At 35.5% G+C, this 26766-nt stretch carries 26 protein-coding genes; 11 read left to right on the plus strand and 15 right to left on the minus strand.

Annotation, left to right across the window (positions count from 1 at the left end):
• Positions 1 to 2 precede the first annotated feature (2 nt).
• The 3 genes from G7051_RS17320 to G7051_RS17330 all read right to left on the minus strand — a co-directional run bounded on the left by G7051_RS17320 (position 3) and on the right by G7051_RS17330 (position 2178).
• A complete protein-coding gene (locus G7051_RS17320) occupies positions 3 to 932 on the minus strand; it encodes an FAD:protein FMN transferase (RefSeq protein ID WP_166202288.1) in 930 nt (309 codons plus the stop codon).
• Positions 925 to 1320, minus strand: coding sequence for a hypothetical protein (locus tag G7051_RS17325; protein ID WP_166202290.1), 396 nt, complete (start codon positions 1318 to 1320; stop codon positions 925 to 927). The genes G7051_RS17320 and G7051_RS17325 overlap by 8 nt, the downstream gene beginning before the upstream one ends.
• Positions 1321 to 1461: 141 nt before the next feature.
• Positions 1462 to 2178 carry a YebC/PmpR family DNA-binding transcriptional regulator gene (locus tag G7051_RS17330; RefSeq protein WP_166202293.1) on the minus strand — a complete coding sequence of 239 codons (717 nt, stop codon included), beginning with the start codon at positions 2176 to 2178 and terminating at the stop codon, positions 1462 to 1464.
• Between the two features lie 287 nt (positions 2179 to 2465).
• Between G7051_RS17330 and G7051_RS17335 the strand changes: the two genes are divergently transcribed.
• Positions 2466 to 4826, plus strand: a complete 2361-nt coding sequence (locus G7051_RS17335) for a TonB-dependent receptor (protein WP_166202295.1) — start codon at positions 2466 to 2468, stop codon at positions 4824 to 4826.
• A gap of 59 nt (positions 4827 to 4885) precedes the next feature.
• The gene (locus G7051_RS17340; protein ID WP_166202297.1) at positions 4886 to 6031 is read left to right on the plus strand and encodes a PepSY domain-containing protein; all 1146 of its coding nucleotides are present in this window, start codon (positions 4886 to 4888) and stop codon (positions 6029 to 6031) included.
• Between the two features lie 69 nt (positions 6032 to 6100).
• Here the strand turns inward: G7051_RS17340 and pheT are convergent, their stop codons facing one another.
• Positions 6101 to 8560, minus strand: coding sequence for a phenylalanine--tRNA ligase subunit beta (gene pheT / locus G7051_RS17345; protein WP_166202300.1), 2460 nt, complete (start codon positions 8558 to 8560; stop codon positions 6101 to 6103).
• 402 nt (positions 8561 to 8962) lie between these two features.
• On the opposite strand from pheT, the gene G7051_RS17350 reads away from it, so the two are divergent.
• Positions 8963 to 9469 carry a thioredoxin-like domain-containing protein gene (locus G7051_RS17350; protein WP_166202302.1) on the plus strand — a complete coding sequence of 169 codons (507 nt, stop codon included), beginning with the start codon at positions 8963 to 8965 and terminating at the stop codon, positions 9467 to 9469.
• Positions 9470 to 9510: 41 nt separating this feature from the next.
• Here G7051_RS17350 and G7051_RS17355 read toward each other — a convergent pair whose 3' ends face one another.
• Complete coding sequence (locus tag G7051_RS17355; protein WP_166202305.1) at positions 9511 to 11142, minus strand: beta-N-acetylhexosaminidase; 1632 nt, start codon at positions 11140 to 11142, stop codon at positions 9511 to 9513.
• A gap of 131 nt (positions 11143 to 11273) precedes the next feature.
• Here G7051_RS17355 and G7051_RS17360 point away from each other — a divergent pair, with 131 nt between their 5' ends.
• The gene (locus G7051_RS17360; RefSeq protein ID WP_166202307.1) at positions 11274 to 12185 is read left to right on the plus strand and encodes a GNAT family N-acetyltransferase; all 912 of its coding nucleotides are present in this window, start codon (positions 11274 to 11276) and stop codon (positions 12183 to 12185) included.
• A 61-nt stretch (positions 12186 to 12246) separates the two neighbouring features.
• On the opposite strand, the gene G7051_RS17365 is transcribed toward G7051_RS17360, so the two are convergent.
• From G7051_RS17365 to G7051_RS17400, 8 genes are all read right to left on the minus strand, one after another.
• On the minus strand, positions 12247 to 13047 hold the full coding sequence (locus G7051_RS17365; protein WP_166202310.1) for a hypothetical protein: 801 nt from the start codon (positions 13045 to 13047) through the stop codon (positions 12247 to 12249).
• A 75-nt stretch (positions 13048 to 13122) separates the two neighbouring features.
• Positions 13123 to 14718: an MFS transporter gene (locus G7051_RS17370; RefSeq protein WP_166202313.1), complete on the minus strand. Its 1596-nt coding sequence runs from the start codon at positions 14716 to 14718 to the stop codon at positions 13123 to 13125.
• Positions 14715 to 15812, minus strand: coding sequence for an HlyD family secretion protein (locus G7051_RS17375; protein ID WP_166202315.1), 1098 nt, complete (start codon positions 15810 to 15812; stop codon positions 14715 to 14717). The genes G7051_RS17370 and G7051_RS17375 overlap by 4 nt, the downstream gene beginning before the upstream one ends.
• Before the next feature lie 72 nt (positions 15813 to 15884).
• The gene (locus G7051_RS17380) at positions 15885 to 17207 is read right to left on the minus strand and encodes a TolC family protein (protein WP_166202317.1); all 1323 of its coding nucleotides are present in this window, start codon (positions 17205 to 17207) and stop codon (positions 15885 to 15887) included.
• A complete protein-coding gene (locus G7051_RS17385; protein ID WP_166202319.1) occupies positions 17200 to 17622 on the minus strand; it encodes a MarR family winged helix-turn-helix transcriptional regulator in 423 nt (140 codons plus the stop codon). Before G7051_RS17385 ends, G7051_RS17380 begins: the two co-directional genes overlap by 8 nt.
• A 155-nt stretch (positions 17623 to 17777) precedes the next feature.
• Positions 17778 to 18071: a thiosulfate sulfurtransferase GlpE gene (gene glpE / locus G7051_RS17390; RefSeq protein ID WP_166202321.1), complete on the minus strand. Its 294-nt coding sequence runs from the start codon at positions 18069 to 18071 to the stop codon at positions 17778 to 17780.
• Between the two features lie 67 nt (positions 18072 to 18138).
• Complete coding sequence (locus tag G7051_RS17395; RefSeq protein WP_166202323.1) at positions 18139 to 18999, minus strand: GNAT family N-acetyltransferase; 861 nt, start codon at positions 18997 to 18999, stop codon at positions 18139 to 18141.
• 115 nt (positions 19000 to 19114) lie between these two features.
• Positions 19115 to 19396, minus strand: a complete 282-nt coding sequence (locus G7051_RS17400; protein WP_166117454.1) for a lipoprotein — start codon at positions 19394 to 19396, stop codon at positions 19115 to 19117.
• A gap of 160 nt (positions 19397 to 19556) precedes the next feature.
• Between G7051_RS17400 and G7051_RS17405 the strand changes: the two genes are divergently transcribed.
• Entirely contained in the window at positions 19557 to 19817 is a 261-nt protein-coding gene (locus G7051_RS17405) for a DUF4884 domain-containing protein (RefSeq protein ID WP_166117455.1), read from the plus strand.
• 116 nt (positions 19818 to 19933) lie between these two features.
• Positions 19934 to 20446 carry a hypothetical protein gene (locus G7051_RS17410; protein WP_166202325.1) on the plus strand — a complete coding sequence of 171 codons (513 nt, stop codon included), beginning with the start codon at positions 19934 to 19936 and terminating at the stop codon, positions 20444 to 20446.
• A 172-nt stretch (positions 20447 to 20618) separates the two neighbouring features.
• Here the strand turns inward: G7051_RS17410 and G7051_RS17415 are convergent, their stop codons facing one another.
• Positions 20619 to 21254 (minus strand): Vat family streptogramin A O-acetyltransferase, encoded by a 636-nt coding sequence (locus tag G7051_RS17415; RefSeq protein ID WP_166202327.1) that lies wholly within the window; start codon positions 21252 to 21254, stop codon positions 20619 to 20621.
• A gap of 213 nt (positions 21255 to 21467) precedes the next feature.
• Positions 21468 to 21881, minus strand: coding sequence for a hypothetical protein (locus G7051_RS17420; protein ID WP_166202329.1), 414 nt, complete (start codon positions 21879 to 21881; stop codon positions 21468 to 21470).
• Between the two features lie 154 nt (positions 21882 to 22035).
• On the opposite strand from G7051_RS17420, the gene G7051_RS17425 reads away from it, so the two are divergent.
• From G7051_RS17425 to G7051_RS17445, 5 genes are all read left to right on the plus strand, one after another.
• Positions 22036 to 22302 carry a hypothetical protein gene (locus G7051_RS17425; RefSeq protein ID WP_166202331.1) on the plus strand — a complete coding sequence of 89 codons (267 nt, stop codon included), beginning with the start codon at positions 22036 to 22038 and terminating at the stop codon, positions 22300 to 22302.
• Positions 22289 to 22735 carry a LuxR C-terminal-related transcriptional regulator gene (locus G7051_RS17430; RefSeq protein ID WP_166202333.1) on the plus strand — a complete coding sequence of 149 codons (447 nt, stop codon included), beginning with the start codon at positions 22289 to 22291 and terminating at the stop codon, positions 22733 to 22735. Before G7051_RS17425 ends, G7051_RS17430 begins: the two co-directional genes overlap by 14 nt.
• Positions 22736 to 22929: 194 nt before the next feature.
• Positions 22930 to 23247 carry a hypothetical protein gene (locus tag G7051_RS17435; RefSeq protein ID WP_166202335.1) on the plus strand — a complete coding sequence of 106 codons (318 nt, stop codon included), beginning with the start codon at positions 22930 to 22932 and terminating at the stop codon, positions 23245 to 23247.
• Between the two features lie 260 nt (positions 23248 to 23507).
• Entirely contained in the window at positions 23508 to 26426 is a 2919-nt protein-coding gene (locus G7051_RS17440; protein ID WP_166202337.1) for a hypothetical protein, read from the plus strand.
• On the plus strand, positions 26371 to 26766 hold the full coding sequence (locus G7051_RS17445) for a hypothetical protein (protein WP_166202339.1): 396 nt from the start codon (positions 26371 to 26373) through the stop codon (positions 26764 to 26766). Before G7051_RS17440 ends, G7051_RS17445 begins: the two co-directional genes overlap by 56 nt.

Below are 26766 nucleotides of genomic sequence, written 5' to 3' on the forward strand. Positions count from 1 at the left end.
ATTTATTGTACTATATATTTTTCGAAACCATCCGAGAATCGAATATGATTATTTTTATCCATTAAAAAACCCGAAACATCAAATTGGCTCGATAATAACTTCATTTTCGCCGTGAAACCATCTAATGTCTGATTATACAATCCTGTTGAAATAATGTCACCTACAAAACAATTGGTCGATATTATTCCTATCTGCTTATTTTCGGAAGGATAACCAGTTCGTGGATTGATTATATGTCCGTATTTCTTACCACCAATTTCTACAAATGTTTTAGTTTGTGCCGAAGTCGAAAAACAAGCATTCGAGAGTTTCAGTTTAAATAAAGTATACTCTTTATTCATTGAATTCTCTACATTTATTAGCCAGTAAGGATGCACCGAATTATTCAGAGCCTTAATAGTACTACCTCCCGCATTAATAATAGCATCGGTAATACCCTCTTTCCTCATTTTCTGAACCAACTTATCTACTGCATAAGACTTCATAAACGAGCCTGTAATAATCTCCTGTCCTTCTGCAATGCGAACTTTAGAGCCTTCTATTTCTATTTTCTTATAGTTGACCTGCTTCCTGGTAGCTTTAATTTCCTCTTTCAGAGGTAAACGTCGCACTTCATCCTTATAAAAGCCCCATAAACGAACCAACGGCATTACGGTTATATCATATTCACCATCAAACAAATCCGAAAAATAAATAAGTTGCCTCAACAAACTGATAGTTTCGTCATCTACTTCAACAAATTGCCCGGCATTCTTATTTATCAAATCAAAAAAAGAACCTTCGCTATATGAATTGTAATGTTTGTCAACATCTTCCAATACAGCAAAAAGTTCATCAAACAGGTTTTCGTCACAGAAAACCGGTATCTTTATCTTAATATGTGCATGGAATAACCATCGCACCTGAGCTTTATATAAAAGTCCGTCATTCACTTGCAGCAGCAGTTTCTTCTTTTACGGGTTCTATTTTTGTTTTAGAAGCTTCTTTAACCTTTTGTTCGTCCTTCTTTTCCGAAGTTTTAGTCGGTTGCTCTTTTAAAGCTTTCTCTGTAGTTTTTTTCGGAGCTTCTTTCTTAGATACCTCCTCCGCTTTTACTTCCGAAACTTCGGGAGAAGAAATTGCATTATCTTTTGTTATAACCTCTTTTGTTTCTATTTCTTCCGTGATTACAGCATTTTTACTCGCAATCTCGTTTTCTCCTGAATCGGGAACTTTTAACCCATCATTATTCTTAAATATAGTATCTATTGCTGCTTTGTTTCCAAAGACTATCAGTACTATACCGAATAGAAAAAGAATAATTTTCTTTACAGTTGTCATCTTATTCAGACATTAAGTTATTTTTGTTTACAAAAATACTCAATACGTATTCGTATTGGTAATTAATTAACCATTTATAATAAAAAAAGAATCTTATTTAATAACAAATAAGATTCTCTATATGATAGATATAGTCAATTATTATTCGGGCATCATATTGTGGAATACATTCTGAACATCTTCATCATCTTCAAACTTATCTAAAAGCTTGGTAATTTGTGCTCTTTGCTCTTCCGTTACTTCTTTTAATTCATGAGGAATTCTCTCAAATTCAGCACTATGAATTTCAAATCCATTTTCCTCCAGATATTTTTGAATATCCGAATATGATTTAAATTCTCCATAAAGAAGTATATCTTCTTCGTCTTGCTCTATCTCATCTACTCCATAGTCGATAAGTTCCAATTCTAAATCCTCTAGTGAGACATCTTCCTTTGGTGATATTTTAAATACGCATTTATGGTCAAATAAAAACTCTAAGCTACCGGTTGTTCCTAATGAACCATTATGTTTATTAAAATAGCTACGTACATTTGCAACAGTACGGGTAGGATTATCGGTTGCCGTTTCTACAACAATAGCGATACCAAAAGGACCATATCCTTCATAAGTAACTTCCTTGTAATCAGATTCATCTTTAGAAGTAGCCTTTTTTATTGCACGTTCTACGTTTTCCTTGGGCATATTCTCTTTCTTCGACTGCTGTATCAATACACGCAAACGAGGATTTGTATCAGGCTCAGGACCTGCTTCTCTAACTGCAATAGTTATTTGTTTTCCAAGTTTAGTAAATACACGAGCCATATTGCCCCAACGTTTCATTTTCGTTGCTTTACGGTATTCAAATGCTCTTCCCATATCTATTTATTATAATTTCATTAATTTATTTTCTGGCTACAAAAGTATAAAAAATAGCCTATACAAAAAACTATAAGACCTCAGACCTTTTTAATATTTTGACAAAAATCGTTTTTTGAATCTGTTTAAACTAAGAACGATGAAAACAGCTACTCTAATTCACCGATCTACTCATCAATTATAGTGATTCAAAGGATAAAAAATCATTATTATAGGTGATTGCAATACTTGTGCTATTTAATTTACTTCACACAATTTTTAAAAACTCAAAAAAAACTCAAAAACAGATGAAATTTTACTTAATGTTGATTCTACTATGTTTAAGTGCTTCTTTCCTTATAGCCAAAGATATACGGGGAAGACTCACAAATAGTAATGGCGAAAACCTCGATTATGTGACTATTCGACTTGATGGTACTAATTGGGGAACTACATCAAAATCAGACGGAACATTCAACTTCAAAAATATACCTGCTGGACAATACACACTCGTTGCCAGCCTTATTAATTATAAAACGAAAACAATAAATATCGAAGTACTGTCTGATGCGACAACCGAGATTGGGGATCTTGAATTGGAACAGTCAAGCCAGACATTGGATGAAGTGGTAGTTTCTACCAATTTAGAGAAATATGTATCTAAAAGACCGTCCAACTCGATCAGGCTCGATCAACCTCTGGTTAAAGTTCCGCAAAATATACAAGTAGTTACTTCCAGCATGATTGCCGATCAACAAATACTCAGTATGAGCGATGGTATAATCCGTAATGTAAGTGGTGCCACTCGTCAGGAACATTGGGGTGACTTATATACCCGTATAAACATGAGAGGTGGACGTGCTGCTGCTTTTCGTGAAGGAATGAACCTGACCTCTACCTGGGGACCATTAACCGAAGATATGAGCTTCGTTGAATCAATTGAATTTGTAAAAGGTCCTGCAGGATTTATGATGTCAAACGGAGATCCCAGTGGCATATATAATGTAGTGGTTAAGAAACCAACAGGACAGACAAAACGCCAGGCATCTCTAACATTGGGCAGCTATGATCTTTACAGGGCAAGTATTGATCTGGATGGCAAACTCGATCAAAAAGGAAAATTATTATATAGACTGAATTTGATGGGGCAACTTAAAAATTCTTTTCGCCCCAACGAATTCAATAACAGATATAGTATTGCCCCTGTCATTACATATATAATTGATGAAAATACCAAACTGACTGCTGAATATACTTTACAACATGTAGATATGTCGAATGTAGGTTCTTACTACAGCTTTGCCACACAAGGGTATGCAACTTTACCTCGAAATTTCACGCTATTGGCTGCAGGAATGGAACCTACCAAAATAAATGATCAGAGCATTATCCTCAATCTTCAACATAACTTTAATCCCAATTGGAAATTAACTGCTCAAGCCGCTTATTTTAACTACAATCAGGTGGGTAGCTCGATGTGGGTTGACTCCATCAATACGGATGGAAATTTACGCCGTACAGCCAGTATATGGGATGCAATATCTCAAATGAAATTCGGACAGGTTTTTGTCAATGGAAAAGTTCAAACAGGACCTGTAACACATCGTATATTGGGAGGATTAGACATGGGTAACAAAGAATATTGGGCAGATTGGTCACAATCTTTTGCTCTTGATACTATTGGGTCATTCAATATTTATAACCCCAATAATGGAAGACCCGTCTTAGGATATCCCGATTTTGACAGAAGTAAAAGCATTAAGGAACGATCTGGAGGTCCTCAAATTACACAAACATATACAGGTTTGTATTTGCAGGATGAACTTTCGTTCTTTGATGAAGCTCTAAGATTAACTCTGGCAGGTCGATATACCTATGTCAAAAGTAATTCTTACGGAACGATTACAGAAGAACGTAAATTCACACCACGTATAGGTCTTAGTTATTCAATAGATGAAAACACTTCGCTATATGCCCTTTACGACCAAACATTTCTTCCTCAGAGCGGACTTCGCCGCGATGGTAAAGGAATCAAACCAATCACAGGTAACAATATGGAAATTGGAGCCAAGAAACTCTGGTTTGGAGGTAAATGGAACAGTACATTATCATTATACCGAATCATAAAAAACAACTTGTTAGCTGCCGATCCGACAAATGCAGCAGGAGAAGTATATGTAACCGAGATAGGTCAAAGTAGAGATCAAGGTATTGAATTTGATGTACAAGGAGAAATTCTCAGAGGATTAGATATTGTTGCCAACTATGCTTTTACCGAATCTGTGGTAACAAAAAGCTCCTCGCAATATACTAAAGGAACGCAACTTCCAGGAGTGGCTAAACATACTATTAATGCAAATCTGAAATATAGATTTATGGAGGGGGCATTCAAAGGTTTCAATCTACAGGCTGGATGCACATCTTTAATTGATCGTAGTTCGTGGTGGGCAGACAGTAGAGATCATGCAGAAGAACTTCCTGATTATTTTAGATTAGATGCCGGTGCCGGTTGGTCAAATGGTATACTGGCTATTAACCTCATGGTAAATAACGTACTTGATAGCTATTTATATTCAGGAACACCTTATACTATAGGCAAAACAAATGCTTATTACTGGCAAACCGAAGCTCCTGTGAGCTACCGCTTAAATATTACTTATAATTTCTAAGGCTGTAAACAGATTTCCTACATTTGTAAAAGTTTTAAAATAAAAGAATTTAATCTTCAATGAAGAAATTATCTTTCAAACGAATAATCTATCTATTACATCTCTGGCTGGGAATGCTATCGGGTATCGTTGTATTTATTGTTGCAATCACCGGATGTATATATACCTTTCAGACAGAATTGAGAAATGTATTCGAATCTTATCAAGATGTGGAAGTACAAAATAAACCATTCCTTTCACCATCTGAGCTTAAGGAGAAGTCAAAACAATATGTATACGCATCTCCCTCAGACAGCAGTAATGTTATTTATGGAGTTACTTATGCCAAACTAAACAGAGCGGCAACGGTAGCCTATAATCATTATGAAGATGGTTATACCTTATTAGTACTGAATCCTTACTCAGGTGACTATCTGGGCAAACAAGTTTTGAAAAATGATTTTTTCAGATTTGTACTATCCGGACATCGTAACCTCTGGTTACCTTATCCGATAGGTCATCAAATCGTAGGATGGGCAGTTCTGATCTTTGTTATTGTATTAATAACAGGTATTGTTTTATGGATACCTAAAAAGTGGAACAAAAAATCATTAGAGCCACGCCTTACAATTAAAAAGAAAGCCGGATTTTTCCGATTCAATTACGATCTTCACAATGTACTGGGTATTTATGTCGCTCTTATTGCATTAGTAATTGCACTGACTGGGCTTACATGGAGCTTCGAATGGTATGCCAACTCGTATTACAAAGTAATATCAGGTGGCAAAGAACTTAATAAATGGCAGGTAGCACAATCGGATACCACAGCCGTATCTAGTCTCGAAAATACAGCAGACAGACTTTGGGAAAAAGTAAAAGTTGAATATCCTATCGGACAGGAAGGGTCATTTATGTTTGATTTTCCAAACCAAAAAGCTGATGCCTATCGTATCTGCTTCAATTCGGCAAACGATGATACTTACTACAAAAGACATTTTCGATTCTTCGATCAATACACGCTTAATGAGTTGGAAGGAGGCGGAATGTATGGTATTAAGTACGAAGATTCTTCAGCAGGAGATAAATTCTACCGCATGACCTACGATATACACGTTGGTGCTATTGGTGGTTTTGCAGGAAAACTTCTTGTATTTTTGGCAAGCTTAATTACTGCCAGTCTTCCAATTACAGGATTTATTCTTTGGTGGAAAAAGAGACATAAATAAAGATAAAGTAATACAATAAAAAAGGATTCTCATAATGAGAATCCTTTTTTATTGTATCGACAAATTATCTTATCTCAACTGAGCATTCAACTCCTGCTCTAATGATTTCTGAATCTTTTGCATTATAGCATCAATCTGCTTATCCGTAAGCGTCTTCTCATCATCTTGAATGACAAAGTTCACCGCATACGATTTCTTGCCTTCAGGTAAGTTCTTACCTTCATACACATCAAAAAGATTCACTTCTTTCAGCAATTTCTTTTCCGATTTGTATGCAATTTTTTCAATCTGTTCAAACAAGATATTTTTATCTAATAATAAAGCCAAATCTCGTCTTACAACGGGATATTTAGATATCTCGGTAAATGTGACATTGTGCTTTTTAGTTTCTTTCATCAAAGCGTCCCAATTCAGCTCTGCAAAATAAACTTCGGTATTGATATCCGTTTGTTTTAATAACTTTTTAGCTACAACGCCCAAAGTTCCTAATACTCTATTGCGAGTTTTAAGAGTTAGTGCCACGCTATATATATCATTGGAGAATTGCTCGTATTCATATTTACCCAAAGGTAAACCCAAACGATGTAAGATGTTCTCTGCATAAGCTTTCAATTGGTACACCGATGATTTTTGGGTAGGTGTAGCCCAACTATTATTAGTTGTATCACCACATAACCAAAGTCCCAAATGAAATTCTTCAGAGTACTCTTTCAATGGCTTATCGGCTTCTTTCTTCTCTGCATCAAAATAATAGCAATTACCAAATTCGTAGAATTTAAGATCATTACTTTTTCTGTTTCGGTTATAAGCAATACTCTCTAGCCCTCCGAAAAGAAGGGTCTGACGCATCACATTCAAGTCATTGCTCAACGGGTTAAGTAAACGAACCGACTGCGATGAAGGATAGGTAGTCAAGTCGGTATAATAAGCCTCTTTAGTCAAAGAGTTATTCATTATCTCATAAAATCCATCACCCGTCAACTGTTCTGAGATCAGATTTTGTAAATCATACCCTTTATCAGTAGCGGTTTGATAAGATAGGTTAGATTTCAAAGATTCTCCTATTTCAATATTATTATATCCATAAATACGAAGGATATCTTCTATTACATCCACATCACGTAATACATCGACACGATAGGTAGGTATGCTTAGCGTTAACTGGTCATCCGATTCTTTTTTGATCTCTATTTCAAGACTGGCAAGAATTGATTTTACTGTTTCTTTATCTATATTCTTTCCAATCAACGAATTTACTTTGGCATAGGAAAGTTCAACTATCGGATTTTCAATCTTATTAAGATAGATATCTTGTATCTCTCCGGCAAAAGTTCCTCCGGCAACTTCTTTTATCAATAAAGCTGCACGTTTCAATACGTATAATGTATCATTAGGATCAACACCACGCTCGAAACGGAACGAAGAATCGGTACTCAGTCCATGACGACGTGCTGTTTTGCGTACCCATGTAGGATTAAAATAAGCACATTCGAGGAATACATCAGTAGTACTTTCAGTTACACCCGATTTTAAGCCCCCGAATACACCACCGATACACATTCCCTCTTTATCGTTACAAATCATCAGGTCCTTATCGCTTAGAGCATGTTCCTGTTCATCCAAAGTGATAAACTTAGTTCCCTCCGGTAATGTTTTCACATAAACTGTATCTCCTGAGATTTCTTTCAGATCGAAAGCATGCAAAGGATGTCCCATTTCGTGAAGTACATAATTGGTAACATCTACAACATTATTTATGGGGCGTAAACCAATAATCGAAAGACGGTCTTTTAACCAGTCGGGACTTTCTTTAACTGCCACCCCTTTTATCGTAATACCTGCATAACGAGGACAAGCTTCGTTATTTTCAACGATCACATTAATTCCTTTTTCGTTTGTATTCACCGTAAAAGCATCTACCGAAGGACGATTTAGATTGGTTGCCTTTCCATTTTGGTTCAAATAAGCTGCAAAGTCACGGGCTACACCAAAATGAGAAGCAGCATCAACCCTGTTAGGGGTAATATCCACTTCTATCAAATAGTCACTTTTGATATCATAGTAATCTTTAGCAAGTGTACCTACCTTTGCTTCAGAAGGAAGAACAATGATACCATCATGGCTTGTTCCTATTCCAATTTCGTCTTCGGCACAAATCATACCAAAAGACTCCTCGCCTCTTATTTTTGATTTCTTTATTGTAAAAGACTCTTCACCCGAATAAAGCTTCGTGCCCACTAAGGCTACAACAACTTTTTGTCCGGCTGCAACATTTGCTGCACCACATACTATTTGCAAAGGCTCTTCTTTACCCACATTTACGGTAGTAACATGTAAGTGATCCGAATTAGGATGCTCAACACAAGTCAATACCTCTCCAATAACCAGACCCTCAAGCCCACCTTTTATTGTTTGTATTTCTTCCACCCCTTCGGCTTCAAGTCCTATAGAGGTAAGAGCCGCAGCCACCTCATCAGGTGACAAATCAAAGTTAATGTAGTCTTTTAACCAATTGTATGAAATATTCATATTCCAAATTATTTGTTAGCTAACTAATTATTAGCTGTTTATATTTTATATAATACCATTCGTATTTAAGTGTCCCAAAATTACAAAATTTTCTTTGTCTACGCTAGAAAAATAGGTTATCCATACACCTTGCTGTAAAAAAAACCGAATAATAATAACTTTGGTATTAGATAAAATCTATATTGGCTGAAAACCTTTTCCACAATACATTGTTATAAATCTAATGTATAGAATAGAGATTCCGCATTTTGATTTTGCTGTGAGGTGATGTATCTTTGTGCCACTTTTATCTAAAAGTATACTGATTCTAAGCGTAGAGTCAGCCATTCCGAGAATCGGAAAGGCCTTATTCCGAGGGTGATCCTATGAATAAAGCCTTAGTTCTAACCAAAATATTATTTTATGAAGTATTTGAAGTATTTCTTGCTTGTAGCGATAGTATTTATTACATCATCTTACACGCCAAGAACTTCGAGGATTTCGGAAGGTATTTACCCGGGAGACCTTATGCCTGAACTGAAAATTGATAATGAATCAGGCACGAAGCTCGATATCGAGCATCTTAAAGGAGTTAAAGTATTGGTAAGTTTTTGGGCTGCTTATGATGCAGAGTCCCACATGAAGAATGTTCTTTTATGGAATGCCTTACAAAAAGAGAAACACTCACTAGTAATGGTGTCGGTCTCATTTGACAAGAGTAAAGCGGTATTCGAAAAGACATTGAGCATGGATGGAATTAACGACAGGTATCAGTTTTTAGATACAAAAGGATCAGATTCCAAGATTTACCAAAAGTATCAACTGGAGAAAGGATTTCAAAATTACCTGATTGACGAAAATGGAGTCATCATGGCAATAAATCTTACTCCTAAAGATTTGAGCAGAATATTAGAAAAAAAGACATCGTAAATAAAAAGAGCTATTCAAATTTGAATAGCTCTTTTTTAATTTTATCCGTCTGCCAAAACATCTTGTCTATCCGGTCCCCAAGGTTCGGGAGTAGAGTTCTTATTAAAAGGATTAAAATAGTTAATATTAAACTGATCTAAATACTTTAAGAATATTTTCACTCTATTTTCAAATTCATTATAATTTAAATTAGCAGCTTTATTATCAGTCCATGCATTTTCGGCTATTGCCATTAATCGGGGATATGTCATAAAGTCAAGCCTTTTTTTATCTTTTATCCGTTCAGTCCACACATTAGCTTGCATTCCCAACACCTGTTTTGAATGAGAAGAAATGAGGTTCGAAATATTTCCGGAGAAATTATATACAGTTTCCAACTCATTGAAATCTCCTGCCCAACGTCGCCCGATTTTGTGGCTGTCATCTTGTACAAAATCAAAATAACAAGGTATTCGGGGGGTCAATATAATATCAAAACCTTTATCTAGAGCCTGTGTCAACAACTCCGGCTTATCATGCCTCCACCACATAATTATAGCCTTATCGGGCGATACTCCTGTATTTACGATCTCATCCCACCCTATCATTTTTCGTCCTTTAGCATTTACTATATCGCAAACCTTGCGAACAAAGTAATGCTCCATACCAACCTCATCTTTTAAATTATTATCTTTTATAAATTTCTGAATCTGTGGATCGGTAAACCACGATTGATTTCCGAAATGAACTTCATCTGCTCCGATATGAATGTATGGTGCAGGGAATAACTCTACCACTTCATCAAAAATGTTACTGATAAATTCGTAAGTAGTCTCTCTGGCCGGATGAAAGGTAAAATCCTTCCAACGACCTTCACCACCTCCCGATATTTCAGGATACGAACGTCCTACCGCTGTAGCATGTCCGGGCATATCTATTTCGGGTACAACCATAATATGGCGTTGAGCAGCATATTCAACAATCTCTTTTATTTCGTCTTGTGTATAAAATGCACTCGGAGCATTAGCATCACTCCAGCTTCCTACCGATCCTTCCTGAGTCAACAATGGATATCTCTTTATTTCGATTCTCCACCCCTGCTCATCTGTTAAATGCCAATGAAAAACATTTAATTTAAGACGAGCCATAATATCGAGGTATTGCTTCACAACGTCTTTTCCCATAAAATGACGAGATTCATCAAGCATATACCCTCTCCAGCCATATACAGGAGCATCCTCAATTAATACAGCAGGTACAGTTGATTTAGCATTCTCCGTCTGAATTAGCTGTGCTAAGGTTTGCAATCCATAAAATAGTCCCGCATTGCTCGATGCTTTGCATACTATTTTATCAGTTTGCACATCCAACACATATGCTTCTTTTCCCAATTTGGAATCTAACTGAAGGTAGATGGCATTTTTAGATAGCAACTTATTATTCTGGTGAGTAACTTGAATTGAAAATTCGTTTTTCAATACATCCTGATATGCATCTGCTACTGACTTTAAAGCATTATCTGCATATACCAACTTTGTTTGCGGATTAAAAGAAAAATATCCCTGTCCTAAGGAAAATTTCTGGGGTTTAGGAATCACATTTATCTCTGAACCTGCATAAGTATTAAGCGAGAATGCAAGAAAACAGAAAATAAAAATAACCAACGTAGATAATCGTGTTTTTCTAATGTTCATAGTAATCTAATATAAAAGGTTTCAAAAATCAAAATTAAGACTTAATTATATTCTTTCCAACCCAAGCAGATCAATTATAAGTAATATATTTGCTAATTAACATTTAGTTAGCAAGAAGTAAGTAAACAAATATGGAGAAAGTATTAATAAGTAGTAAGGAATACAATTACATCACAAACTATAAACACGATGAAAAATTAAGAAACGATCTCCATATATTAACTCGAAAAATTTGGAGTTTCGATTTCGAAAAGTGGTACAACAGCGGTTATTGGGGAGATAATTGCCTCTTGTATTCTTTATCGGACGGTCATAAGATAGTTTCGCACATAACAGTGAGTGTAATAGATTTCATCGTTTTAGGAAAGAAGAAAAAGTTTGTACAGTTAGGAACAGTCACAACCGACGAAGAATATAGAAAACAAGGCTTAAATAAATTTCTTCTTGAAAAAGTACTACATGAATGGAAAGATAAATCTGATATGATCTATCTATTTGCAAATGATAGCGTTTTAAATTACTATCCTCTATTCGGTTTTGTTCCTGCAAATGAATATATAGCTACAAGAAAGATAGATTCGAGTAAAAACACATACAGAGTTAGAAAGCTAGACGTAAATAATCAGTTTGATCACGAGCTGCTCTATAAAAAGGCAACAAATGCAATTCCGTTATTCAACATTTCAATGGTTGATAATGCAGGGCAAATTATGCTTTACTGCAATTATTTCGACAAATTCAGCTTTAAAGAAAAGCTTTATTATATTGAATCTCTAGATACAATCATTGTAGCAGAATATATAGGCAGTGACCTTATCTTATATGATATTTTATCTGCCCAAGAAGTTGAGATAGAAGCAATCATTAATGCAATGTGTACAGAACAAACACAAAATGTGGTAATGTACTTCATGCCTATAGACAATAAAGATTATGAAATTAAATTATCAAAAGAGGAAGATACTACCCTATTTGTAATGGGGAATGAGAAAAAATCGTTTGAAGAAGAAAAACTTATTTTTCCTATATTATCTCATACATAAATAAAAAAGAGAATCGCCTTTTATCAGACGATTCTCTTTTTTATTTATATAATGTTTCCTATCAAAAACTCCAAGCAAAACCAAATAAGAAATTTACCTGTGCAAACCAAAAGTGTTGTGACGCTTTATCGCTGCTCGATGCTGTTGTACGAATACTAGGCATATTGATATATCCTTGTTTTCCTTCGCATCGTAGGAAAAATAAGTCCCAAAGCAATACATCTGCTGCAATCTTACCATTCAGCCCAAATCCTGCCAAGTGGAAATCATCGTGTCTTTCTTCACTAAATAATGTCGAGTTAGTCTTTGGCAATAAGAAACCTGCTCCAACTCCGGCTATACCATTAATTTTAAGAATACCACGTTTATAGAAATTATGATAATATTCAAACTCCGAATTGATGTAGTTCAATCCGTCAGTATGCTCAAACATAAGAAAGTCTTCGGTCAATCTCACATCTCCATTAGGTGTAACATGATCTTCAAATCCGGGTCTTACAGTTCCTGATATACTCACTGTTTGATTTTGATCCATCACATATTTCATATGATCCACACCAATATTTACAGCCATGTTATCTTTGAAAAAATATCCTATTTTAAAGTTCGTCTGAGGAATAGTAATACGATTGGGTTGTAAATAGTTATGATAATTTACGGCACTAAGCTTGTCATGAGCAACAACACGATGCAATGTAAAATCATAATCGTCTCCTGTAAAGTGTATTGTCGAGTTTGTGTAGTGGGCTCTGTTCCATCCCCAAAAAGCATAAAACTTACCTTTTTTATAAGCCGGCTCAGTTTGTGCTATAGCAACAGAGGTAGATACTATAACCAATGCCAATAATAAAAGTTTTTTCATTTTCTTAATTTATATTAATTTTCAAAGTGCAAATGTACTGTATTTTATTTATAAGGTGAAATTTTTCTGTATTAATCAATTCATATCACGCCCAACGGCTACCAACGTAACTGGTTTATATTTAAAGAAATACAGCAATATAACGACTAATAATACAATTCCCATAATCAACATATATCCGAGAATCTCTTTAATGCTTATAGTCAATGCTTGTATCTGGACTCTCGAATAAAGAGTATTAGTTGCTATACGCTGTGCATCTTCAATGCTCAGTCCTTTGAGTATAGAGCTTGTATAGGATTGAGAATACAAACTAGTAGCAATAGGGTTCAGCTGATCTATACTTTCTGACAAGTGCACTGTGTTTTGCTGTTGCAATCGATAGAGCCAATTAGTAAGTATGCTAGAACCTATTGCAGGAGCCAATACCGAACGACATCCTATAAGAAAGAATGCATTATATATCAATTGCTGAGGTTCGAGTCCCTGAATTGCATATACGGCTAAGGCAACAAATAAGATCAACATACCAAGTCCTTTAAGAAACATCGGTATAAATAAATCTTCATATAATCCCATTGGTTCTACTTGGAAATACAGCAAACCGATAGCCAGAGTAAAACATGCAAAACCGATAAAGATAAGCCATGCCATCCTCACTGCTTTCTTGAAAAAATAATAACAGATAAAACCTCCTAAAACTATTCCGGGAATCATATATAAATACAATTCGTTGGTACGCGTAGTATCTAAACGCAGCACCGAATTGACATAAGATGCGGTAAGGATAGTAAAAGATGCAAAGAACATCATAATGAATGAAAACAGATATACCACTACTGAGTTTCGATTCTTCAACACACTCAGATCGACAAAAGGTCGCACATCCGTCATCAACTGACGGCGTACAAACATCCAGCCAACAACAGGTATAAGAATTGTTGCTATAACGATATTATTCGAGGCAAACCAATCATTTGTTTTACCATAGGTAGCAACATACAAAATGCACATAAAAACAAGCGAACATTGAAAGAAGCTATACCAATCGATTTCTTTATAAGGAATTCGGATCAGTTTACGCCCAAACGCCATAAATATCACCACTAATACCATCGCAAACAACAGTAATGCAATCATAAAATAATACATATGCTGCCACTGATAGCGATAAGCAAATTCGGCTGTGATAACAAGTGATAGCTGTCCCAGAATCAAAGTAATAGGATAAAACTTAGAGTAAAACTCATTTCGGGTATTACTGGGACTGAAAAAAGGCATTATTATAGCAATAATTTCGATCAGAGTAAATGCCTTGAAATACCCGATAAAGAAACTGCAAACAGTTATTACTTCCATCGAAGTAGTTACTGCACAAATCCAACTCAAGATAAACTGACAGAAAAGAACCACCAGAATAATAGTCTTAGTAGTAGCAACCGGTTTTATAATAGGAATAATAGGGTACGCCATAGCCATACCTGCCGAAGCTGCAAAATACGCCATGTTTATATCTTCCGACAATACACCTAAAGCTCCCGATATGTCGACATTACTTCCTGTATAGGCTCCATTGATAAGCATCACGGGAATCAATACAAGCATGGCCACCACACAGACCAGCCACTGTGGTACCCAACTTCTGAAATGTTCGCTGCTATTTACCTTCATTTTTTAATAGCTTCGGTCTCAACCATCATTCCTGCTTTTAACTTTTCCATATCTTCATCCGAAATATCCACAAAATCAATTCTCACAGGGATACGTTGCTGTATTTTCACAAAGTTACCTGCCGAATTATCGGTCGGTAATAAAGAATATTTAGATCCTGTAGCCAAAGAGATAGAAGTCACTTTTCCTTTAAAAACTTTGTTTGCAATGGCATCAACTTTTATCTTGATTTCCTGTCCGATATATATATTCTCAATTTGTTTTTCTTTGTAATTGGCAATAACCCATTTACCCTCATCCCTTACAAGATTGGTTACTGTTTGACCGGCTTGTATCAGTTGCCCTTCCTCCAATGTACGACGTCCCAGATAACCCGAATAAGGAGCAGTAATCACTGTATAAGAAAGATTTAACTTCGCCAAAGAAAGATCGGCTTCTTTACGCAGAATATTAGCATCGGTATTACTCCTCTTTTTTTGTGTTTCGACTGAGGTAGATCGTAACGATTGCTGTTGCTGCATCAATGCATTATAATGAGCCTTCATGGCATCGTATTCGGTTTTCATCTGATCAAATTGTTGATGAGACACGGCATCGGCTTCCAGCAAATTAGCATATCTCTTGTAATCCTGCTCCGACTTCCACAGCCGAGCTTTGGCTTCTTCAATATTAGCTTGAGAGACAGCAACATTACTAGACGTTGTCATAATACTGGATGTCAACACTTCTGCTGTTGCTTCAGCATCCTTCAACGCAGCCTCAGCATCCATCACCTTTAACCGATATTCTCTATCATCAATAATTAATAATGTATCACCAGCATTTACTTTTTGGTGATCTGTAAAGTATATTTTGCTGACATACCCCGCAACACGTGTATTTACGGGCGATATATATTGCTCTATAGTTGCATCGTTCGTAATTTCGTACCTATAATAGTTCAGAAAGAAATTACACGCCCATACAATACCTGCAATTGCCAGAATGATAGTAATCCCGTTCAATATAAAATTACGCCGTCTTTTATTTCTTAGCTTTAAATGTATGCGGCGTAACTCTTGTTTTGCTTCAATTTCAGATTGATTTATATCCATAAAATATTTAAGTACTTGCTACTATTTGTTCTCTATTTATTTAACTCCTGCCTCCATGCGATATTTGTATACTTATAGCTTACCACAAACATTCAATAATTGATAATAAGTATACACTGCATTTGTACGGGCTGCGGTCAGCTTCAATTCCACTTCTAACTGAATTGTGTTGGCATCCAAAAGGTCTGTTAGAATAGCTAATTGATTGAAATATTTTGTGTCTACAATTCTATAATTTTCGTTTGCTTGTTCTACAGATGTCTCTAACAATTTTACTCGCATAAGGGCTTCCTTATGTTTTAGGTAAGCAGACTTAACTATTCCTCTAATATTTTGCCTTTGTTGCTCTTCTGCTAATTCTTGCAAATTAATTTGGGTCTTTGCCATAGATAAAGAATGCTTCCTGTCGAATAATGATGATATTTTGTAAGATAAATTCAATGTTATTCCCCAAGAATCTATAAATAAATCCTGAACAGGAGAAGTATTGGGTAAAGGTCTTTGAAATGTATTTCCAAATTGAAGAGACAAGCTAGGTAGATAGTCAGCCTTGGTAATTTCCAGATTATTCTTTGCTAAAGCAATGTTTGTTTTAGCAATACGCATTTGTGGATATTCAAGATAGGCTGTTTGGATATAATCTTCGATACCTGTATCAATATTCATCTGCGATCTTAAGAAAGCTGAATCCGGTTCATAAACTATATCCTCATCCATACCCAAGGCAATAGCCAATTGCTGACAAACTAAAGCTATATTATTAGTTGTTTCTTGATAAGACAGATCAAAGTTGGTCAGTTCTATTTCACTTCTTAAAACATCGTTGGTCGTAATCATTCCTTCTTCACGCATTTTGCGAATATCCTGAAGCCTACGTTTTGCCTCATCGAGGCTTATAGCATAAATATCTCTTTGTCTATAAAGATTATATAAATCAAGATACTTAGATACTAGCCACAATTTAAGATTAGCCTTATCTTGACTTAATGATAACCGGGCAATTTCTTGCTCAAGTTCCGATTTCTTGATTCCATTATTAATACGTCCTCCTTCATACAAAGGCTGTACTGCACTCAGCTGGTAGTTCTGCCTCCAATCAGGAGCCGACGGATGTTTTACGAATGAAAGATCTTTATCCAGAATGGTAGATGTACCTACATAGCCGAATTGACCTACAACTGCAACATCGGGAAGCCTCTTATTTTTTGCTAAAGAGTTCTTTTCATTTGCTATTTCAGTTTTCAAATAGGTTGACTGAACAGTTATACTATGTTCTATTCCTTTTTGGAAAAGCTCTTCTACCGACAACTTGTATTGTGCACTAGTTTCGAAGGAAAAGAAAGTAACTAATGAAATAAGCGAAAGTGTAATTGTTCTTTTTATTATTTTAGTCATTGCTTATGATTCCACTTAATTCTTTCATATAATCGACACAAAATTGAAGTTTGATTTTATCTGTCGACTCTTCCACTTTCTGATATACAGTTTCAACTAGTGTTTTAATTTGTTGATGTAAAGCTTGTCCTTCTTCTGTAAGAACGATTAATTTACTTCTCCTGTCTACACTATTTTCTATACGGGTTATTAACCGCCGCCTCTCCATATTATTTAACAAATATGAGAGACTCGATTTATCTTTATGAGTTTGGTTTGCCAATTCCTGTTGGTTTACAGTATCTTTTCGATACAAGCACCTCATAACCTGAATCATCTCAAAAGTTAGGTCAATCCCCTGCTCTCTGATACTTTTTTGTATAGCTTGTCTATAAGAAGCCTGCACCATTAATAGTGCATATACAAATTCTTGCATTTTAACAATCTTTTCTGTTTCGGGTACAAAGTTATAATAAAATAAATTATTAGTTGAATGTTCAACTAATAATTTATATAAAAAGGAAAACAAAAAAATAGCCAACAGAAATTGCTGGCTATTTTTTTAAGAGTGATATAGAAAAAATTAGATTATTAGTCTTTCCAAACTTCGTATCCTCCATCTATACTATATACTGTCTCGAATCCTTGAGCTGTTAAGTATTGTGCCACCGATTGACTACTATTTCCATGATAGCACATTACCAAAACCGGAACTTGCTTTTCGGTATTAACTATAAAATCCGATAAATTTTCTTGAGTCAGATGCAATGCTTTTTCATCATGTCCTTCATCAAAACTCTGTGAATCCCTGATATCAATCAATATTGCATTCGAATCTGCAACAAGCATTTCTTTTGCTGCATCCTTATTTATTCTCTTAAACATATATTAAATTCTTTTTCTTATTAAAACAAATACTTATATATAACCGTTACTGCGCATTATTGTTCTATCAATGCAAACGAAGAGTCATTTCATATAAATTCACAAAATTAGAGAAGCCCGTAGTGGATAATATATCTATCAACCTACTATTCTCATCTAGAGTTACAAACTTTATTCCTTCACTTTCTGTTCTATTCTTTAATTCGCTAATAAGGAACATTTCTAATTGCTTATTCTCCCACCCTCTAAGCACTCTTAGCTGTGGTATATCTCCACGTTTTTTATTAACAAATCCAAATGCTACTATTTGCTGATTGCAGGATAGCGAACAATATTCATAATTATCAATATTATTGAGAATAGACAATCGTTCATTTTGCCATGAGGCCAAAGATGGATAGAAGGACGTATCGTCAAGTTCAAAATATTCTGCTTTATCAGACTTTAGAATATAATCTTTTGAGAAATAATCGGAAATTTCATATTTCTTTATTTCAAAGCATTTCAACCTACGTTGAGTTATAAATCCATTTTTCAGATAAAGCTCTATTGCTGGTATATTATTTTCTAAGACCTCCAGTAAAAATATTTCTATACTTTTTTTCTTGAGTAAATCAACCAAGTAAGTAAATAATTTATTGGCAATACCTTTACGCCTAAAATCGGGAATTATCCCTGTGCCTCCATCATAACAATATTTCTCACCTTCGATCTCTCTATACCCACAGATAATAAATCCAATTAATTTTTCATCGCTGAAACATCCTACTGAATAATTGAAATCAATATCACGTGTTACAACCATCTCCTGAAATTGACCAATAGTCATTTGCATAGGTACTTCATAATCGGAGAAAGACTCCATAAAAGTCTCATATACTTCTTTTAATGAAACACCCTCAAGTAAACGAATTTCTATATTTCCCATCTATTAAACAACCCTAGTTTCACGATACAAATAAACAATAATTATATCGGGCTTCAAAACAAAAAACCGAACCAGCAAAACAGATTCGGTTTTTTCTAAAATAAGTATCGACGTATTATTCTTTTCCTTCAGTTTCTTTGTACCATTTATTAAGATGTCCATCTACAAATACAAAGAAGAAATGATTCTTATACATATCTTTATACTCCAATGTTTCTTGCTCCTTACCCTGCACACGGGTCACTCCGGAAGTGGTGTACTTATCTCCCATAAGAGAAACAACCTCTTGCCTGGTCATTCCCAGTTCAATTTGCTTTAGTGCCGAATTATAAACTTTCATAGAACCACAAGCCGAAAGGACAGTTGCAATAAATGCAATAAAAAGTATTTTCTTCATAACTCAATATTTTAATTATCTGATAAACATTTTATAGTATGATTTAGTTCGAAAACCTTTATAATTCATCAGTTTCGAACATCACAAATTTACGGATAATTCTTTCTAAAAAGTGTTTTTTCAGTATATTTGAGAATCTAATACATAAAACAAGAATACTATGAAACCTCTTTTATCTTTAACTGCTATTGTTATGCTAAGCATCTCATCTTGTAAAACCAACAAGCCATTAATAAGCACACAAGCTCAGAATAATACGACCTATGAAGTGTCTTATTTATTTGAACATGATGGTTGTAAAGTATATCGCTTTACAGATAACGGCAGATATGTATATTTCACAAACTGCACAGGAGATGTGACTTCAGTAGAAAATGATTCAATAGAAACTAAGATACAAACAGTTATAAAACGTAAGTGAAAAATTTTAAATTTCTAATATTTCTTCCATTTACACTATATACATAATTTAGTAAATGATAAGTGAAAAAATCAGTCTTATTATAGATAAACTTAAATCTACCAGTATCGTTCACTATGAAAACATCATTAACTCTTGTTGAAAAAATAATATCGACTCTTTTATTGATCATTGGTCTATTATTTACCTATCAGGCTATTTCAGGCTATATCCTCACCTACATTATATACTTTGATGCTCCAACTTCTTATCGTATTTCTATAGCCACATATGTCTCGAATTTATTAATTGGAAATTTACTGATAATATCATCTATATTGTTCTTTAAAAGAAAAGCTCTAGGAGCCTTACTTTATAAATACACAGGGATCATGGTTATACTTTATGCTATTAATCTCAACCTTTTTGATATAATAGCATATTCTGATATACGATGGTTTGATATATTATTAGGAACACTTTTACTTCTTGCATTAGGTAGTTTTCTTTGTATTTATTTCTGTCGTAAAAATGATCTCTACAAAAGTAAGCTTATCCTACCATCCTTCATTATACTTGGAATAATAACTTACATCTATATTGATTTATTCTTTTGTGACTGGTACTACTATTTTTATGTACAGAAATGAATTCAACTTTACTATATAATAAAGATTAACAAAAATTTAAGTTGTATTTAATCTTCTAATTAAGCACTACAAAAAGAAAAGCAACCGATACTTTGATTGCTTTTCTTGTGAGTTGAACACTCTATCGAATTATCGAACAATTTTATCGAGGATTGGAAGACGATTATCAGTTTTACTCAAAACTCCTTATTTTATCCAAATCAGGATTAAGTAATACGTCTAAGTTTTTTGTTATTTTCTCAGGTGACCAATTCCACCACTCCAACTGTTGAATATAATTAATCAGCTCATCATCAAATCGTTTTCTAATAATTTTTGCGGGGTTTCCTCCTACAATATGGTATGCAGGAATATTTTTTGCGACAACAGAGTTTGCCGCAATGATAGCTCCATTTCCAATTTCTACTCCAGGCATAACAGTTACATTCTGCCCAAACCAAACATCATTCCCAACTATTGTATCCCCTTTTATTGGTAGATTATCTAAACTCATAGGTAGCTTATCCCAACCTTTACCCATAATATTAAATGGGTAAGTAGTAATGGCATTCATCTGATGATTTGCCCCGTTCATTATAAATTCTACACCTCTGCCTATTGCACAAAATTTACCAATGATAAGTTTATCGCCTATAAAATCATAATGGTGAGTCACGTGATCCTCAAAGCTCTCTGCACCATCTTTGTCATCATAATAGGTGTAGTCTCCAACTATAATATTAGGATTCTTGATCACGTTTTTAATAAAGCATACCTGCTTTATTTTTTCATTTGGATAGATTATTGATTGGGGATTGGGTCCATTCATAGCGTGAGTATTGATTGAGAATACAAATATAACAAAAAAGCAATCTCAAATGAGATTGCTTTTCTTTTTAGTTGCGGGGACCGGATTGTATTCTAATCATTTTCACTTCTTAACTACCTGATATTAAACAATTATATTGAACTATTTTTACATTGTTTGTCCCGAATTAGTACCGGAATAGACTGCTTTAATATCTTTTATAGGAACTATTTACTATCCTATTTTACTAATCTTTCCTTCGAGAAAACCCTGAATTATTGCAGACTTCTGCTTATTGTCATTAACAAGAAGCTCATTATCCTTCTCTAATTGAGCTATGTATTTTCCCTTATAATCCGGCTCTTTTTTATGTCCACCTAGAGCTTCTGCAGCTAAACTTTCATCTAGATTATGATTGGAATATTTTTGAATATTGTCTTCTCCTATATTATTGAAAATTGATCCAACACCAGTGATTAACCAATAAAGATTTGTCTGAGGAAATTCGCGTAATATATCACCAATCACATCGGATCCGATGTTGGCTCTAATAGTCCGGGCAAATGACTCACTTTTACCTATCTGCAACGAGAATTGTCTTGCAGACAATCCTAATGCCTCTATCAGTAAGAAAATACGCTCTTTCATGTTAAATTATATTAATGGTTAATATATTACCAATAAAAGCTTTTTTATTGGTAATATATCCACTATGTTTGCATCTGTAACGCATAATGCGTGCATAATGCACATATTCTGCACAAAAATAAACAAGTAAATATAACACATCAATACCAAAAAAATGGTAACAGAAGAAAAAACTTTTACAGAAAAACTAACTGAGCTGAAAAAATTTTTAGCAGACAGGGAACTTTTAGGTGATTTGGAAACTAGATCCGGAGCTAAATACAGAACTGTCCATTATGCTTTCACGGCAAAATCAAAAGACGAATTAAAGGGCAAACGGTTGAAGGTGTTTCAACAAGCTGTCCTTATGAGAAAAGAAATTGATGAGCTTTTTGTTGCTTTCGAAGGAACACCTAAAGTGAATACAGATGGAGCAGATTGAAATGACCTACGAACGTGATTTGCTTTCGGATCGTGAATTTGAAATAGTTGAAGAACTCGTTTTCAAAGGGACAAAAAAGGAAGCAGCCGTTCCTCTGGGTATTACGGTTAGGACTGTTGAGACTCAGACAAAATTCATCTATAAAAAAATAGGAATAACCAAACTGAATGAATTAACACTCTGGTATTGTGCTGTGAAATTTAATATAGCCAAACAGATAGAGATCAGAAAAAAAGAAATTAAAACCGGAATCCAAACTATTACAAAAGAAGTTCCCAGAACAAAAAAAGAGGTTGGAACCGGAATATTATCACTAATGATGTTAGCCAGCCTGACATTCGATCACTGCGATGTTTATTTCAGAACCAGACGATATCGCCGGAGAATGGAGACTGAACAAACCGAATCACAAATAGATATTCATGGAGCATAAAAAACAAACGATTATGGATTTTTTCGCAGAAGAAAAAGGTAAAGCTCACGAAATCCTTCGTGACATGAAAAAAAGAGAACAGAAGCTTAGGCTTATACCTATAAAAGTCGCTCGGAACACTTTTGTCATGATGTCCCCAAATTCTACACGGGAGGAAATACAGGCCAAAATAAAACTCTATAATAAGAAATGATATGAGAAAAGACATATCCATTGTACATATAAAATCCTCCACCGGTATAGATTCAGAAAATCATTTATTGACTTTTGATTACAAGGCCGGTGAAAGCATGAAACCAGTTACATGTGTATGCACATTCTATGCCAACCAAAACTTTTTGGATGAATTAGAAGCTTCTAAGATCGTAAGCATACAGTCCGGAAGTTTTTACAGCTACCCATCCAATGGGATATCAGCTGTATGCTCTTTTACTCTACTCCCAAAATTCTCTTATACCAATCAAAAATTAGAAGATATCATGTGTAACCTATTTGAGAAGTATAATTTATGAGGCACAAATGGATAGAAGACAACAGCCTGTGTCCGGACTTTCCCGGCACATATAAAATATCCAAATGTACAAAATGCGGATGCCTGAGGCTTCACCTCTTTCTCGGAAATGTGTTTTCGAAGCAATTTGTACAGCAAGGAAAAAAAACAGAAAAGACACCGGAGTGTGACAGATAACTGTCATTTAAGAACTCCATGCAAAATATTATTTATGCATGTCAAAACCATAAATAATTGTAACCATTGTAACCCCGTAACTTAATGATTTCTATACAAGACATATATGACAAGACCAATCAAGGTCTGGATATAATATTAGATTTTTTACCCCAAGCTCGAGAAGCTCTGACCTCTACGAATAAACATTTCCGAGTTCGAGCATCCGAAAAAACACCATCAGCATCCCTATTCCTTAAAACAGAAAAAGATGGCAGCAAGGTGTGGAAAGTCAAAGATTTCGGCGACGGACCGGCTATGTCTGCCATAGATATCTGTATGCAGGATTTAGGAATCAAATTTACAGAAGCTCTTTATTATCTGGCCGAAAAGTACGGAGTAACAGAGCCGGATCTGATCGCAGAAGTGAATAAACCCGACATCCGAAAAAATCCGGCAAAAGAAGATGAACCCGATGGATCATACTTCCTGAAGAAAAAAGAAAAATTTACTCCGGAAGAACTGAAGATACTAGGTCCCCATGTAAAACAATCCGACTGCGAAGCTTTAGGCTATTACTCCCTGGAATATTATCGTTCCACTAAAGAGGGAATATCTACTATTATATACAGTAAAGATACCTATCCGATATTTATGCGTGAATGCAAATACAAAGATAGTAACGGAGCTGAGCAAACTTTTTACAAAACCTACAAACCCTTAGAACCTCAGAAACAATATCGCTTCAGGAGTTTTGGTAGCAAGCCAGGGAATTACATTCATGGACTTAAAGAACTGAAAAAAGCATACGAAGACAATAAGAAAATCCAGATGCAAACGAAGGAATATGAAGAAGCCATGAAAGATGGCAAACCATATGAATTTGAACGATTAGATCAGGCATTTATTGTATCCGGCGAACGTGACGCACTATGTATCCAAGCTTTCGGTTTCAGACCCATCTGGTTTAATGCAGAAGGATACAACCTATCTGAATGGGAACTCAAAGAGATACAAACCTGTGTCAAGAAAGTTTATTATATCCCGGATATTGATGAGCCGGGTTATAAGCATGCTCATAAAATGATACTCAAACATATAGACCTTTATACCATCTGGTTACCGGAGAAGCTGAAAACCTATCGAGACAGACGGCATCGTTCCCGTAAAGATTTCCGTGACTATTGTGAAATATATCCGGACAAATCGGACTTTACTAAACTGTTCAATCTGGCAATGCCATCCCGGTTCTGGGAATACAGCGATGATGGAAAAGGCCGCAAAAAATTAGATATAAATGCCGAATATGTAACCTACTTCCTACGTTGCAACGGTTATATCTCCCTTGAGAATAAAAATGCAAAGACAGGATCTATGCTTGCCCGTGTCAAAGGAGATGTAGTTGAAGAAATAAAACTGAAGGACGTAAAAGCATTCCTGAAGCAATTTGTCTGGAACAGGCATTTGCCCGTCGAGATCCGGAACCTGGTACGTAATTCGACAAGGCTATCCGAGTCGAATCTCGATCTGGACGAAGTGCAGCTCTCCTTTAAGGATTATACACCCGGCTCTCAATTCTTTTTCTTCCGAAATACAGTCTGGGAAGTAACCGGAAAAACAATTAAAGAATACAGCCCCGGTAACTCAGGCCGACACGTTTGGAAAGACGAGCTGATCGATCACCATGTAAAAAGACTGGATCCATCATTTAAAGTAACGAAAGTCAATCAGGATGATGAAATTTCGGATAAAGATATAAATACAGCTCTTTTGAATATAGAAGTCAATGCCGAACACTCAAGCAACTTTTTTCGCTACCTGATCAACACATCCCGGGTATTTTGGCGAAAGGAGTTTGAGCCTGAGAATGATGTCTATCCACACGTGCAAGACCTGACACCGGAACAATATCGGAAGCAATATCACTTTGCCATTGATGGCCCGGCATTAAACAAAGAAGAAATAGCCGAACAAAAGCTACACCTGCTCAATAAAATATTTTGCCTTGGTTATTTGCTTCACCGCTACAAAGCAGAAGATAAAGCCTGGGCAGTCTACTGTATGGATAATAAGATAGGCGACAACGACGAAAGTAACGGTGGATCCGGAAAGTCTTTTTATGCAAAAGCACCGATGCTATTTATGAAATCGGAGATACTTCCGGGTCGTGATCCTAAAATGATAGAGAATCCCCACTTACTGGGTAACGTGACCGAACATACCGATTATATATTGGTGGATGACGCTCACCCTTATCTCTCACTCGATACGTTTTACGATCGTATTACAACAGCTTTGACTGTCAATCCGAAGTTTAACGCTGCCTATACCATACCATACGCCTTGTCTCCAAAGTGGGTATTTACAACCAACTTTACTAACCGGAGTATGAGTCCATCGACAGCACGTCGTCTGTTATATACTGTATTTTCAGACTACTACCATCAACAAACCGATACCAACGGATATCTGGAAACCCGTAAAATAAAAGACGATTTCAATAAGAATCTTTTTGACGAGTTCTACTCCTCTGACGAGTGGAATGCAGACCTTAACTTTTTTGTGGACTGCTGCCAGTTTTACTTATCGATTGTAGAACAAACAGGAATGCTTCAACCTCCGATGGGTAATGTGCTGTCACGAACATACAAGGCCTTGATGGGCGAACCCTTCTATAACTGGGCTGAAGTATACTTCTCCGAAAATTCGGGCAATATCGACCGGCTTATCCCCAGAGACGAAGCCTTTACCGACTTCAAGACTATATCCAAGATTAGTGCATGGACAACACAGAAGTTCTCCAGTGCCCTTAAATATTATTGTCTGGACTCGAGCCGGATCATAGAACTGGATCCAAAAGAGCTGAAGAACAATGGCGGACGTATCATTAAAAAACACCAGGGAAAATCAACAGAGATGATTTATATAAGGACAAAAGATACCATAAACTTTATTGATGCAGACAATTATGAAAAAGACAACAACACCCCCGATGCCGGTGGCAAAGGCCCTATGCCTTTCTGATTACAGGCTAAGTCCTGTAATGCTGCCATCTGAAGTAAGTACAGTTTTGGAGGACCTAAAGACCAGAATGGGAAGCCATCGGTTTTACCCTATTGCCAACCAGGTATACTTTAATCTGGATCAGATGAAGCCGGGTATGTTATTTTGCTTTCAGCAGCACTTCAGAGGTGAAAACTGTGAAGTGTTTATGGTTGTCGCCTTCAGGTATATCGTCGATCATATGGACTATGAGTTCTTAGATGATTACAGTGCTATTCGCCGGTTGAATCTTACATCTCTTTTTAAACTTAAAAACAAACAATTACAGAAAAAAGAATTACAAACCAATAAAGAAGAATGA

This window comes from Dysgonomonas sp. HDW5B (genome assembly GCF_011299335.1).
In the GTDB taxonomy this organism is placed as follows: domain Bacteria; phylum Bacteroidota; class Bacteroidia; order Bacteroidales; family Dysgonomonadaceae; genus Dysgonomonas_A.

Bases quoted from the DNA above. Each gene is read 5' to 3' on its own strand.
- G7051_RS17350 (WP_166202302.1), top strand. From the start codon at position 8,963: ATGAAGTATTTGAAGTATTTCTTGCTTGTAGCGATAGTATTTATTACA.
- G7051_RS17365 (WP_166202310.1), bottom strand. From the start codon at position 13,047: ATGAAAAAACTTTTATTATTGGCATTGGTTATAGTATCTACCTCTGTT.
- G7051_RS17425 (WP_166202331.1), top strand. From the start codon at position 22,036: ATGGTAACAGAAGAAAAAACTTTTACAGAAAAACTAACTGAGCTGAAA.
- G7051_RS17420 (WP_166202329.1), bottom strand. From the start codon at position 21,881: ATGAAAGAGCGTATTTTCTTACTGATAGAGGCATTAGGATTGTCTGCA.
- glpE (WP_166202321.1), bottom strand. From the start codon at position 18,071: ATGTTTAAGAGAATAAATAAGGATGCAGCAAAAGAAATGCTTGTTGCA.
- G7051_RS17435 (WP_166202335.1), top strand. From the start codon at position 22,930: ATGAGAAAAGACATATCCATTGTACATATAAAATCCTCCACCGGTATA.
- G7051_RS17380 (WP_166202317.1), bottom strand. From the start codon at position 17,207: ATGACTAAAATAATAAAAAGAACAATTACACTTTCGCTTATTTCATTA.
- G7051_RS17340 (WP_166202297.1), top strand. From the start codon at position 4,886: ATGAAGAAATTATCTTTCAAACGAATAATCTATCTATTACATCTCTGG.
- G7051_RS17335 (WP_166202295.1), top strand. From the start codon at position 2,466: ATGAAATTTTACTTAATGTTGATTCTACTATGTTTAAGTGCTTCTTTC.
- G7051_RS17395 (WP_166202323.1), bottom strand. From the start codon at position 18,999: ATGGGAAATATAGAAATTCGTTTACTTGAGGGTGTTTCATTAAAAGAA.
- G7051_RS17385 (WP_166202319.1), bottom strand. From the start codon at position 17,622: ATGCAAGAATTTGTATATGCACTATTAATGGTGCAGGCTTCTTATAGA.
- G7051_RS17325 (WP_166202290.1), bottom strand. From the start codon at position 1,320: ATGACAACTGTAAAGAAAATTATTCTTTTTCTATTCGGTATAGTACTG.
- G7051_RS17360 (WP_166202307.1), top strand. From the start codon at position 11,274: ATGGAGAAAGTATTAATAAGTAGTAAGGAATACAATTACATCACAAAC.
- pheT (WP_166202300.1), bottom strand. From the start codon at position 8,560: ATGAATATTTCATACAATTGGTTAAAAGACTACATTAACTTTGATTTG.
- G7051_RS17400 (WP_166117454.1), bottom strand. From the start codon at position 19,396: ATGAAGAAAATACTTTTTATTGCATTTATTGCAACTGTCCTTTCGGCT.
- G7051_RS17375 (WP_166202315.1), bottom strand. From the start codon at position 15,812: ATGGATATAAATCAATCTGAAATTGAAGCAAAACAAGAGTTACGCCGC.
- G7051_RS17445 (WP_166202339.1), top strand. From the start codon at position 26,371: ATGAAAAAGACAACAACACCCCCGATGCCGGTGGCAAAGGCCCTATGC.
- G7051_RS17415 (WP_166202327.1), bottom strand. From the start codon at position 21,254: ATGAATGGACCCAATCCCCAATCAATAATCTATCCAAATGAAAAAATA.
- G7051_RS17410 (WP_166202325.1), top strand. From the start codon at position 19,934: ATGAAAACATCATTAACTCTTGTTGAAAAAATAATATCGACTCTTTTA.
- G7051_RS17330 (WP_166202293.1), bottom strand. From the start codon at position 2,178: ATGGGAAGAGCATTTGAATACCGTAAAGCAACGAAAATGAAACGTTGG.
- G7051_RS17355 (WP_166202305.1), bottom strand. From the start codon at position 11,142: ATGAACATTAGAAAAACACGATTATCTACGTTGGTTATTTTTATTTTC.
- G7051_RS17430 (WP_166202333.1), top strand. From the start codon at position 22,289: ATGGAGCAGATTGAAATGACCTACGAACGTGATTTGCTTTCGGATCGT.
- G7051_RS17405 (WP_166117455.1), top strand. From the start codon at position 19,557: ATGAAACCTCTTTTATCTTTAACTGCTATTGTTATGCTAAGCATCTCA.
- G7051_RS17440 (WP_166202337.1), top strand. From the start codon at position 23,508: ATGATTTCTATACAAGACATATATGACAAGACCAATCAAGGTCTGGAT.
- G7051_RS17370 (WP_166202313.1), bottom strand. From the start codon at position 14,718: ATGAAGGTAAATAGCAGCGAACATTTCAGAAGTTGGGTACCACAGTGG.